Consider the following 11,574-nt stretch of genomic DNA (forward strand, 5'->3'; position numbering starts at 1 on the left):
GTGAGAAGATGTTCTTTGCTCATCTTAGTTGTCCTAATTCTTTTTGGATATTCACTTCGCCTTCTCGCTGCGGACGAAGCCGAAGTAGTCTTGAGCTTGGGCAAAGGTCAGGTGAAGATCCAAATATATGGTCTTGAGGTTCCCACTGACTTAAAAAAGACTTTGGAAAGAGAATTAGAACAGGATCGACAGTTGTCTGATCGTGTGATTTCTTCGGCCGTCACAGAAATCAAGTTGCAGGGAGATGTGCTGGACTCTGTAAAGGATAAATTGAAGTCCGGCGAGCCAGAACAGTCCGTTGAGGAGATCATAAACCTTGTGCATCTGCAATTGAATGGAGGCAGTCCTGTTGTCTCTGGATCAGGGGTAGATGCGGGGCGAGAAAATCAGCGAGTCGTTGTTGGAGGGAAGTTTGAATTGGCTCAAGGAGAGGCGCTAGAAGAATTGGTCATACTTGGTGGGCAGGCCGAAATCAGAGGCAAAGTGGCACGCCTCACCGTAAAGGGTGGGCAGGTGCGGATTCATTCATCGGCCGAGATAACTGAAGAGCTTGTTAATATTGGTGGAGACCTTGAGATTGATCCAGGAGCAAAGGTGCACCACGGGACCTCTCAGGTATTTAGTCCCTTTCATCGTTCTTTTGATTTATTCCTAAACTCTGCGAATGAGTTCAATCTTTTCGACCTGGTTGGTAGTTCTATTTTTTTATGGGGATTTCGATTTTTTAAAATGTTCTTTCTTTTGTGTGTTAGCCTTTTGGTTGTCCGACTGGCTCCCGATCTTTTCCTTGAGGTTCAGCGAAATCTTCGGGAAGATTCTTTTGGAGCTGGATTAGCCGGTTTTTTGTACCTATTGGCCTATCTTCCTGTCGCTCTTTTTTTGGCCGTTACAGTTTTTGGCATCTCGCTCTTGCCCGTCCAATTTCTGTTGACCGTTTACCTCTCCGTCATGGGCTGTGTTGCCACAATGAAGGTGATCGTCAATCAATTGGGAATTGGCAGAGGACGGCACGAGCTAATGGTTGTGAGTCTTGGTATTCTTATTTTTGAAATTTTCGGATGGATTCCCTATGTTGGGGCTTTGGCCCATGTTGTTATCACTGTGCTAGGGATTGGTGCGAGTTTTTTGGTTATGTGGGAGCGAGTTCGAAGGAGGAGCTTGGCTTGACGAGGTGTCATTATTTTGACTGATCAGTTAGAAAATGACGTTTTTTTGGTGGATTCGCACCGGAATGACGGCTGCAGCAGCAGACGCAGGACCATAAAAATGATCGAAACTAATCAGCAAAGGATTCTGTGATCTTTGGTGAACTCGGCGGTCGAGTTCAGAAAGCTCAAGTCGAGTCTAGTCTCTTCAAGAACAAACACTTCGATTTAGTGGACGAAATGGTCCATTGTTCGGGTTGTTACGCCACATTTTGGACATTCAGCATTTTCCACCAGACTCTGAGCATCGGGCTTGAACAGAACGTGGATAGTGAGGTCAGTCTCGCACAGGGGACATTGATTTTGTATCTCAATGAACAATCGATGGCGCTCAGGGCATTGACTGTTAAATTGTGTCTGGTCTAAATTCATGGTGTTATCTCCAATGGGATTGATTGGTTTCATATGCAAGAATGGCTCACCAACAAAAGTCGAGTCCTTAGGTTTGAAAGTTTGAATATCAATGCGTTTTTTAGAAAATTGCCCCCAGTGTGGAAGTTCCAATTTGAATCAAGACAATCCCTTCGGGAAGATTGAGTGCCAGAATTGCTCTTGGCTCGGAGATGCGAGCGAATTTTCCAAGAAGTCTCATAAGAGCTGGTCTAAATCTGCTCAGAGGTGTCTTTTTGGTTTGTTTTTGGGCTTCACCCTGTTCTTTGGTGTTCAACTCGTTTTGTGGCAGAAGTTCAGCATTGAGGCTTCTTGGTTGATTCTGAAGCGTGCAATAGGCCAGGCCACCCTTGAAGATTGGCTCAGCATGGGAGCTATTTGTAACTCTCTTGAGAAATTTGATTGTTCGGTCGATGCATTCTCTGAAGTTGTGCAGCGCCAACCACGTCAACGCACAGCTCTGGCGAATTTGGCTATCGCCCACTGTCATCTTGGAAGTTGGAATGAATCTAGAAAGTATTTTGAAGCTTATTTTTCGCTTGGGGGAGAAGCGTACGACACGATGTTTTGGTATGCCCGCTCCCTTATTCGTTTGGGAGAAAAGGAAAGAGGAATCGAGTGGTACTACAAAACTTTGACAAAGAAGCCGGACTACCTTGAAGCACTTACGGAGCTTGTGGATCAGCTAGTTGGCATGGGGAGGGCCGAAGAGGCTCTCTCTCTCGTCGGACACCATGAAGATGGGCACCCAGAAAAGGATGTTTTTTGGGGACAGAAAGTAATGAGCATAAATTCCTTTTTGCAGAGCCAAGAAAACAGAAAGGATCGTACTTCGACTGTGGAATTTCTAGCTCCCTCATTGAACGGAGATCAATATTATCTTCCTTTGTGGATGGCCGAAAAGGGACTTGTTAAGTTTATGCTCGTAGATGAATCTCAGCCAGATTTGATCCTGCCTCGATCGACGATTGACGCGCAACTGATTCGTGAAGTCCTGACAAAACGCAAACTTCGTGATTTTAGTGAAGTTGATCGTTTGGAAATTCCGCGGTTAAAGATCGGGCCGTGGTGGATGAGTAATGTCACGGTGTCGCTTTGTGATGAATGTGAGTTGAGAGTGGGCCGGCAGATGTTGGATTATCTTAAGATGAAAGAGTGGGTAAAATTCGGAGTTGAGTTTTTATCTTTCTCAAATGATGAAAGCGATTCTAAGGGTAAATAGCTCGGCGGGCAAATATGAGAGAATGAAAAATGGAAAAAGTTTTGGACAGTAATAAAGGGGGAGAATTCTATGAAGATGCTTGTTTTTATTTTCGTTTTAGTTTTATCTCTGACAAATGCCGCAAAGGGGTTTGCTGCTGAACTTGAAGGCGTAAAAATGGAGGAAAGTCTCAGCTTGGCGGATAAGACACTTAAGGTAAATGGGGTGGCCCTTCGTAAGGTTTCTAAATTTGGAATTCCCATTAAGGTTTATGTGGCCGGATTGTATCTAGAAGAAGAGAGCGACGATGGAGATAAAATTATTTCAAGTGATAAATTGAAACATCTTGAAATGGAATTTGTTCGCGGTGTTGAAAAGGAGCAAATTACGGAAGCTTGGTCTGAGGCCGTTTTCAAGGGTTGTATTCTCGATTGTGATGCTTACAAGGAAGCTTTGAAAGAATTTAATAGTTTGATGGGTGAAATGAGAAAGGGACATCGGATGTCTTTATCTTTTTATCCGGATCACCTGGAAGTTGATCAAAAAGGCCGAAACCCAAAAAAAGGTTCGATCGCGAGCAAATCATTTGCCAAAAATCTTTTGGCAATTTTTATCGGTCCTAAGATGTTTAGCCAAGAGGTTAAAAATTCGCTGCTTGGGAAAAAGTAGTCCGAGCTGTTTTATCTTTGCGATGAGAGACTTATTTAGTTTTCCAGAACCTGCAGTCGAAGTGGCGTTCTTTTCATTGCTTCCGAAATTAAAGAGAGCGCAGATTTTTCGTAGACCTTAAAGAAATCTTCGTTGAATTCGGCCAATTCAAAATCGAGCCCTTGAGAGTCAAAATCTGTGGTGAAAGTCACGAATCGCCCATCTTCTGAAACATCAATCTGAACATTTTTTCTTGAGTTCCCGCTCTTTACGTTGACCGATTGAGGACTCAATTGTTCGCGTAACTGAACATTTGTCGAACGATAGGGCAACTCTAGCGTACAAGAATAGCTGAGCGAATCTTCTTCTCTCACAAGGACCTTGCCACAGATCTTGTAATCGGTTGGAGTAAATCGAAATCGCTTCAATTTTAGGTCAAGTGGGGTGTAAAGATTTTCGCCCTCTTGAGCAGAAAAAAAGGCCTTTTTCTTGAGGTTCGTGGTCTTTACTTTTACCGCATAACTCATCAATGGAACTAAAAGAGCAAAGCTCAAAATTACGAATCCAAGCAGTTTCCTCATGGCAATCTCCTCAAAGTATGGCTGAACGATCAAATCTAGAGCAAGGTCTGTGCCTGTCTTTTTGAGGCTCTGAAGAAAATAGAGAGAGAAAGGAGCTCTGTCTGGGGCCATTAAGGGTCTTTAGGGTGACCATTTCCGGCAAAAATCTCGGGCGCGGCTTCTTCCAAGAACTTTCTTTTGCCTCCACAGCATTTGCCGTCTTGGCACCCACATTGCTGGTTCACACCCTTTTTTACTAAAAAGTAATTTTATGAATCAATATCTAGAGAAGATGGAAGATGGAGAAATAAAATGGGACAAAAATCAAATTTTAGTTTAAATCAATGGCAAATTTTGTGCATTTTTCTAATCTTTCTGATGGGTGATTCAATCATTCTAGCAAGTCAGTCATTAAAACTGAGTTTGGACCCAAAGTCTTGTGCGAAAACTATCAAAGAGCAACGGAAGAGAAAAGAAGAGCTAAGGCAGAAGATGTTACTTGTGAGGAATAGATTGAATTCTCAGGATGTCATGGAGAAACTGGGTTTGGAAGCGGGAGCGTCTGTCGGAGACTTGAAACGAGCTTACCATAGCATGCAGGTTATTGTAACTCTGGAAAATGGAGCCACTCCCGGTGAAATTAGAAATCTTAATGAGGCTTATACCATTCTCCTTCCTGAATTGACTATTAGCTCCAGCAATGCAGGATATGGCGATATTTTTGAGTCAATTTTGAGTTTTAGAAAGGGTGAGCTCAATGGTGAAGCGCTTGTACATCATTTCTATCTGGGCTACGTAAAAAACATTCTCATGGGAGACACGGGTGACAATTATACATATACAGAATTGGTGCGGCAAAAACTTCCTGATCTCTTGCATGACTATCCAGCGCTCAGAGGTCTCTTGAGCAATTACGGTCCTGCCAAGCCTTGGTTATCTCATATCGAAAATGGATCAGAGAAATGGTCCAAATTTTTGGGCTGGATAGAAGCAGAGAAGATATTTGAATTAAACCGGCCATAGTTGTGTGAGGAACCGGGGAGTTTCGACGGAGAGCCTCCATTTTACTATAAAGTCTCCTAAATATTGGTTAAATTCGTTTCCTTCAATGGTACATTAATTGCTTCTTCTAAAAGTAGACAGAATAATTGTTAAAATTCTGGGAGAACAAACTTTCCGTGAGCTGATTTTTGTCAGCTTTTTAAAGGTATTACAGGCTAAAAGCGATATGGATCGGATTAATTATATGTCCAAAATATATTTGTTGAAGCAATTATTTTTTATCGCTGCTTTGATCTACGAAGTCATCTGTTCTGCCAATTCGGAGTCCATAACTTTGAAGGGTCTGTACTTTGAAAATCCTCAAGGGTACAACGATTCCGTTGCATCTCTCGTTCCAGGCAAAATTCTTGAATTTTCCTCCTTAAAGTTTAAAATTTTAAGTGTATTGACTGGTGGGAACACAACCAAGATATTGAGAGTCGCCAGAGTCGATGGAACTAATGAACGATCTGTAATTCTCCGCATTCCTCCCCAGTCAGGGTTTTTTAGAGAAATTCCATATCTAGCTTATCTAAACATGTTTATTCAAAATCATCGTCTCCTTTCTAAAACAGGATTTGTACCGTCAATGTATTTTTTTGCGCTTGACGAATTTGCTATTGTTGAAGAGGTCAATCCCGATGTTTCAATGGTGGATTTTGTCTTTAAACCAGATTCCTTTTCAAAGAGAAGGCTTAAAGAGATGGAAAAAGGGATAAGGGAGTTTGCTAAAGCTATGGCTCCCTTCAGAAGAATTGGTGATTTGCGAATGGATCAAGTTTTTTATGATCAGTCACAAAAGAAATGGTTTCTTCTTGATTGGACTGAGACCAAGTTGTTGGATGGCAAGGTGACCCCAAGGGAATTGTTTGCTGAGAATTGTTTTGATATGGATTTCTTGGAGAAGACTGTCTTACAATTTGGGAGTCGCTTTGGGAATAGATTGCGGATGTATCAGATATTGCTTCTCATGAGAAATGCCCTAGTTTCTGGTCGAATTGATATGCTTCAAAAGGGCCATAATCCAATTTCAGGAAAAATTTTTGAGATCATTCCTGATAGCACTAAAATCTATGAATCCATTCAACATGAACTTGAAGGGAGACAGACCATTCTTCAGAAATGTGCCAGAATTTTAGGAATTAAATAACCCGGTCTAGAGTATCCGCTCGAATGGACTGAATGGATTTTAAGTTTTTGAAAGTGCACCCACTTCTTGACTCTATCTGGTGTTGAGTCAATTCAGAAATGGACTGGCCTACCCGATCCGGCGCAATAGTTCAGAATCGCTCGCTAATGGGCCCGCGTGAGGCGGTGGTCCTTCTTCTAAATGATGAAAATCAAAACGATTCAGTAACGGACCACAGACGCAATTCTTGAGAGGGATCTTTTCAGCCGATTAGCCGGTCCTATGATCCAGTGATGCGTGCCAATGTTTGAGGGCCCCCGGGATTTGATTTTTGTCTATTGATCTGATTCACCAAATGATCGGCATTTGTCAGGGACCGCCTGGCACCTGCCATCCAAAAAGCCATGCGATACATGGCATGCCATTTGCCATGGTCTAATGCAATATTTTGAATCGGCCGCATACGCTCTCATTTTTTCTCTACCCCGGGGTGCATCTTATGATACCTAGAAATCCTAAGAGTCTTAAAATCAGTGGCAAAAGAAATGCCTTAATTTTTGCATCTGTTACTTTGCTCTCCTTTTTTGCAAGATATGCGGAGGGGGTTTCGATTGGGCCTCCTTCTCGAAAATACCCAACGGTTGATGCTCCCAGGTGTGCAAAAGCCCTTCAATTGCATCCAAGAAAGGTGAGCGATATCAAGGGAGGGAAGAAAATTGAATTTGCCTGGCGCGATACTCGCTACTGGATTGAGGTAAGGAATGAAAAAGGAGAAGAGGGCGAGAATCCTGTGGAGTGGAGCAATCATTCTTCTGATGCTGATACACCTGGATTAGCCAAAATTGCCCCAGTAATGGGTACGATCCGCATTGATGAGGGGAAGCCATTCTTCATCTCGATACGGCCTGGGACGGAGAAGCTTTTATAATTCTTTCAAAAAAAGATGACCGCATTACACTCCGTTCTTATATAAAGGAATATACGCCAACATTTGATTCAGAGGACAACCCGGTGCCTCGAGATCCAAAATTGAAAAAACCCGTATTTCATTTGCTACACCAAGCTGCTTTTCCAGGGGTTCACAGGGGAGATCTGTCTTTTTATTCCCGAGAAAGTACCAGTTTGGTCGTTGGAGACATTGGCCGCAAGTTTTTTTATGTTGCTAAACCGAATAGACAGATTGAAATTGCCATGGCTTATTCTGATATAGTTTCGGAATTGCCCACTCAAATAGTACAGAACAGCACTTCAGAAATAAATTCCAATCATGTCCGATATCTTGACACCGAAGGGGAAATTCGTTTTGCCAAAGTCTATCCCCTTTTCAATTTTGTCCAAATGGCCGTCCATCTTCCAAAGCAGAATTCACGATATCCTTGGACTGCAATATGGATCAAGGATTGGACTGAAGAGAAAGGATACCTTGTCAGTGCCCAGATGTTAGACTTCCTCGGAATCTCGATGGAGAAGGCCAAATTGCTATTGGCTGGGGACGGAATACTGACAAGGGAGAAATTGGAAGGTCTCTTCGGCCCTCTATTTTTTGGAGCGAATCCCTAATCTCACTCAGTTCAAAGCCGCGTCTCCACCAACCATACATACTTTGGCAATGGCTAGGACTATCGAACTTAAGGATTTAGGGTTCCCGGACGCCGATTTGGTCAAGTGGGATTTCTCGGAATCCTCGTTGTTGGTTTAGTAGTCGACCCATTCCAGGAATATGACCTGACCCAACGATGACAAGTAATGTGTCAAGAGATGGATGTTGCTCAAAGGCCTTGAATAAATTGTTAACCATCGTTTTATTTCGGCCACGGCCAAAACTAATTTCGAGCGTGTAATGGACCACAAGTGCAACAACATCATACTTCCCTAAAAGGCGCCTCATCCCTTCAGCAAGTGCAAACCCGCCAACGAGGGCGCCTGCGGTTTCCAGTGCAAGAATTCCGTCACCGGAAGCCAGAGAACTCCCGAGCTCGTCGCAAACGGCAAAACCAATCGCACAAAGCCACGCGGCTAAAGCTCCGGGTATAGCAACAGAGCCAATGTTTTCGGCTAGGTTAGGCTCATGGCCTTCTTCAAGATTAAAGACCAATGGGCCATTTTTAGCTTCAACTGCCAACAATTCGATGACCTCAAGAAGTCTTGAACCGGGGATTGTTATGTCGCCCACTTTAACCTGAAATTCGTCGGCTTCGCTCATTGATAAAGAAGCGAGTCTATTATCTTCGGCGAATTTTTTCAGTTCCTCGAGAAGATTTCGAGTGAAGTCACGGTCTGCGGCGTCTCCGATTGTGCTCCCTTCACTGAGTTTACCAAAACTAAAGACTTTGAAGGCCATTTGCACGGCATCAAGCGAAAAACTAAGAGCTTTTCCTCCCCAAGTCTTAGAGGTATTGACACCCTCAATTCCATAGGCTTCGAATTTTTCGATGACTTGTTTAGCAAGGTCGGAGTTTGCTTTCTCTTTAACATGGGTCTCACCGAGAAACACGACGGCCCTTCGTTTTCCGTCTACTTCGCCGGAGAAAACGGCGACCTTGTAGTGGCCGTTAATTTTAGCGGCTCGTTGAAGGATTTTGAGTTGGTCAGCTTCCAGTAAGTTTGAACAAGCGCCCTTGCTGGAGTGAATATCTTTTTCATCAGCGACACTGACCTGGGGTAAGGCCAAGGCCACAAATAGAAATAAGGTGACTTCTACAGATCTCTGCAACATTCTCGAGTTCCCTTTCTTGCTTTTTTGAATAGATAGCGGGTGGTGAATGTGCTACCGCCTACCACCAATAAAATGATTCCCCATTGCGGAGAGCCTCTTGCCCTTTCTTATATGTCACAAGAGCTCGGGAGCATGCGCCACAAGTGATGGGCATTGTCACGAGCTGCACGAGGCCTCCCATGACTCCTCCGAGCATGATTGTTCCCATAACGGAGTCAACCAGAGTCGCAGTTTGATAGAACCTTCCAAGAGCCAAGCAGACGCCAACGCAGGGGGTAGATAGGGCGTAGGGAATAGCAATGATTCTTGCTATGTAAAGGGCTGTATCCTTTGCTGTTGGTGGGCCATGGAGTTCTGGGAGCCCGCGACTGTAATCTTTGCTCTTGAAATCACCCGTGTTCGACGCTTGACGCGCCTGAATTCTGTTTTGGCGGGCTTGCTGTTTGGTTTCTTGTCTCTTTTCCAGCCATTCTTGGAGTTTTCTTTGCTGATTTTTCCGATATTCAACTATTTTTGCTCCAAGTGCATAGAGACTTCGCGCAAGAACTCCTTTTTCAATACGGGGCTCCACTATTGTGTCAAGGCTGGGGTTTGGCGACGGATGCGCAAGGTCCCCCTCACTCATTGGTGGCTCTGGCTTTCTATCCAGGATGAGAGGAGAAAAAGATGCGGCTCCCTCCGTATTTCCGTCGGATGTAAGCCTTTGGATTTCGCTCCTGAGATCCGCGAGGATGTTTGCGTCGCTATTGACCTCTCTTGCCTCCTCGAGCACAGCAAGAGATACTGTCTTCTCAACTTTTTCAAGTGCGAGGCGAATTGCTTCGAATGTTGCCATCACTTCGGCAGATGACATTGAATAGCCGTCTGAATTTCTGAACGGAGTTGGAGACTCAGAAACTGGAACGAGGGTAAATCTTTCCGGGTTTTTGAGGGCCTCCAATGCAGCCTGAGCCGCTACATTGTCGTTCTTATCCAGAGCATTTCTCAGCGTCTTATATGCGAAAAAGCGAATGACATTCCTTTGGTTGACGGTCAATATGGGTCCGCTTTCATCTGATGTCTGAGTTTGAGCAATTTGGAGATTTTCAGATGTATGGATCTGGGCGACAACTTTGCTCAGGCGGCCCAAAAGTAATTGCAAGGCCTCTGTTTTTCGGGACTTTTTTGCTCGTCTGAATGAGGTAGAAAAATCTTTAAAAAATGGATCTTAGCTCTGAGGCGATTGCGGGGGGTATTTGATTTCCATCAAAAAGTGGATCTCTGGAAACAGCTGCCTTTGCTGGATAGGTGAGGCCGATGGAAATCGCGAATGCCGCCAGAAGAAGTGCAAAAAAGTTCATTCTCATTCTCTCCGGGTTAAGGATTTTAGAATGCTGCGAGCATCGTGCCAAAGCCTATTTCAAGTAGAATAGGGGGGGAGTGATGAGAAGGAAAAGATTACTTTCCGCTAAATTTTTTTCCGATTCGGGGTATCTGCACTTCAGCGCAGGTTCCATCGCCGCTGTTATTGGGTTTGTAGAAAATCTTGTACCCTAAATATTCGGTCAGCAATTGAATCTTCAAAAGTCCAATGCCGACGCCTACGCGCCGGTCGTCATTTTGATTTGAATCGCCAATATTTCTGATTGAATTGAAATGGTGCCTAAATCCGTGATCGCGAAAAATGATAAGGTATTTATCAGGAAGGATTTCAGTGAGAACCTCAGGTCTGGGATCCGAAAGAGAAGAGCTTTCGTCGCCCTGTTGGCCAACCGATTTTGCTCGGCGCTGATTGGCCTCGCTCGCATTCATCAAAATCTCTTGAAAAAGTTCGTTAACAAGAACTCGTTCCATCAAGATCGTGAAAGAAGAATTGCTAGGCGAATAATTGACTTGAATTCCTTTCCAACCAGGAAAGAAAAAAGTGAACAGTGACTCCACATCATAAAATTCTGGGTAGTCCTCCCTTGAATCCATCGCGCGTTGAAATGCACTTTGGATCAGAGTGAGCTCAAGGCCGGCTCCCACCAAGTAAACCAAATGATTTTGCAGAAAAGAGGCCCGTAATAGGTCAGGACTCGCAACCCTCATTTCGCGAATCAAATCCTGCAAGACCATCACTTCGTTTTGAAATGTTATCCAAATCTTCAGAGCTTCTGAATATTGGGCTTGGATTTTGCCAACAGAAAGCGGCATGGTGTTGTAAAAGTAGTTTTCGCCACTTAAGCTTATTTGTGAGATGTCGCCTTTAAGGTCCTTTTTGGTCTCATCGAGTGCGGTGAGACGAGGCGCCACGAGCCTATTGATCAGCTTCGATTTGGATTGGGCGAGATTTTGCAAAAAAAGTTGATAGGATTTAATTTGTTGCCGAATTGAATTAAGAATCAGGTTTCCGCGTTTCATTTCAAAATCTAGAGTGACTGGAGTTGCAATGACGTACCCCTGCCAATCCACTTTTGCTACAGCCCGGTATTGCCTGCTCAGCGCTTCGATTTCTTTTCGACGCTCATGAAGGGAGCGGACGACAATCTTTATTGCCGCAGACACTGCATATGGGTGCCGAAGTTGTTGAGTGAGATGAAACGCACAGGTCGAATTTGAGCTTCCTGCTTTCGCGAAGGAAGCTCCCAGGACGATGGAAGCGAGTTTTAAAAAAAGGACCACCCGAAGGCAGAAGATTTTGAAGTGATCGAAGCAAGGCATAA

General features: G+C 44.0%; 14 protein-coding genes. 8 read left to right on the plus strand and 6 right to left on the minus strand.

Features of this window, described 5'->3' with window-relative positions:
• The 4 genes from IPJ71_00260 to IPJ71_00275 all read left to right on the plus strand — a co-directional run bounded on the left by IPJ71_00260 (nt 1) and on the right by IPJ71_00275 (nt 3,465).
• Nucleotides 1–1,167, plus strand: coding sequence for a hypothetical protein (locus IPJ71_00260; protein ID MBK7842117.1), 1,167 nt, complete (start codon nt 1–3; stop codon nt 1,165–1,167).
• Between the two features lie 128 nt (nt 1,168–1,295).
• Nucleotides 1,296–1,571, plus strand: coding sequence for a hypothetical protein (locus tag IPJ71_00265; GenBank protein MBK7842118.1), 276 nt, complete (start codon nt 1,296–1,298; stop codon nt 1,569–1,571).
• A 139-nt stretch (nt 1,572–1,710) separates the two neighbouring features.
• Nucleotides 1,711–2,817, plus strand: a complete 1,107-nt coding sequence (locus IPJ71_00270; protein ID MBK7842119.1) for a tetratricopeptide repeat protein — start codon at nt 1,711–1,713, stop codon at nt 2,815–2,817.
• Nucleotides 2,818–2,886: 69 nt separating this feature from the next.
• The gene (locus tag IPJ71_00275; GenBank protein MBK7842120.1) at nt 2,887–3,465 is read left to right on the plus strand and encodes a chalcone isomerase family protein; all 579 of its coding nucleotides are present in this window, start codon (nt 2,887–2,889) and stop codon (nt 3,463–3,465) included.
• Nucleotides 3,466–3,500: 35 nt separating this feature from the next.
• On the opposite strand, the gene IPJ71_00280 is transcribed toward IPJ71_00275, so the two are convergent.
• The gene (locus IPJ71_00280; GenBank protein MBK7842121.1) at nt 3,501–4,136 is read right to left on the minus strand and encodes a hypothetical protein; all 636 of its coding nucleotides are present in this window, start codon (nt 4,134–4,136) and stop codon (nt 3,501–3,503) included.
• 180 nt (nt 4,137–4,316) lie between these two features.
• On the opposite strand from IPJ71_00280, the gene IPJ71_00285 reads away from it, so the two are divergent.
• A complete protein-coding gene (locus IPJ71_00285; protein ID MBK7842122.1) occupies nt 4,317–5,027 on the plus strand; it encodes a hypothetical protein in 711 nt (236 codons plus the stop codon).
• 241 nt (nt 5,028–5,268) lie between these two features.
• Entirely contained in the window at nt 5,269–6,195 is a 927-nt protein-coding gene (locus tag IPJ71_00290) for a hypothetical protein (protein ID MBK7842123.1), read from the plus strand.
• Nucleotides 6,196–6,454: 259 nt separating this feature from the next.
• On the opposite strand, the gene IPJ71_00295 is transcribed toward IPJ71_00290, so the two are convergent.
• Nucleotides 6,455–6,637, minus strand: a complete 183-nt coding sequence (locus tag IPJ71_00295; GenBank protein ID MBK7842124.1) for a hypothetical protein — start codon at nt 6,635–6,637, stop codon at nt 6,455–6,457.
• A gap of 36 nt (nt 6,638–6,673) precedes the next feature.
• Here IPJ71_00295 and IPJ71_00300 point away from each other — a divergent pair, with 36 nt between their 5' ends.
• Nucleotides 6,674–7,102 carry a hypothetical protein gene (locus IPJ71_00300; protein ID MBK7842125.1) on the plus strand — a complete coding sequence of 143 codons (429 nt, stop codon included), beginning with the start codon at nt 6,674–6,676 and terminating at the stop codon, nt 7,100–7,102.
• 101 nt (nt 7,103–7,203) lie between these two features.
• Nucleotides 7,204–7,734 carry a hypothetical protein gene (locus IPJ71_00305; GenBank protein ID MBK7842126.1) on the plus strand — a complete coding sequence of 177 codons (531 nt, stop codon included), beginning with the start codon at nt 7,204–7,206 and terminating at the stop codon, nt 7,732–7,734.
• 76 nt (nt 7,735–7,810) lie between these two features.
• Here IPJ71_00305 and IPJ71_00310 read toward each other — a convergent pair whose 3' ends face one another.
• From IPJ71_00310 to IPJ71_00325, 4 genes are all read right to left on the minus strand, one after another.
• On the minus strand, nt 7,811–8,890 hold the full coding sequence (locus tag IPJ71_00310; GenBank protein ID MBK7842127.1) for a hypothetical protein: 1,080 nt from the start codon (nt 8,888–8,890) through the stop codon (nt 7,811–7,813).
• Nucleotides 8,891–8,948: 58 nt separating this feature from the next.
• Nucleotides 8,949–10,031, minus strand: a complete 1,083-nt coding sequence (locus IPJ71_00315) for a hypothetical protein (GenBank protein ID MBK7842128.1) — start codon at nt 10,029–10,031, stop codon at nt 8,949–8,951.
• A 52-nt stretch (nt 10,032–10,083) separates the two neighbouring features.
• Entirely contained in the window at nt 10,084–10,230 is a 147-nt protein-coding gene (locus IPJ71_00320; GenBank protein ID MBK7842129.1) for a hypothetical protein, read from the minus strand.
• 97 nt (nt 10,231–10,327) lie between these two features.
• Nucleotides 10,328–11,572: a hypothetical protein gene (locus IPJ71_00325; protein ID MBK7842130.1), complete on the minus strand. Its 1,245-nt coding sequence runs from the start codon at nt 11,570–11,572 to the stop codon at nt 10,328–10,330.
• Nucleotides 11,573–11,574 lie beyond the last annotated feature (2 nt).

This window comes from Bdellovibrionales bacterium (genome assembly GCA_016714165.1).
Classification (GTDB): domain Bacteria; phylum Bdellovibrionota; class Bdellovibrionia; order Bdellovibrionales; family UBA1609; genus JADJVA01.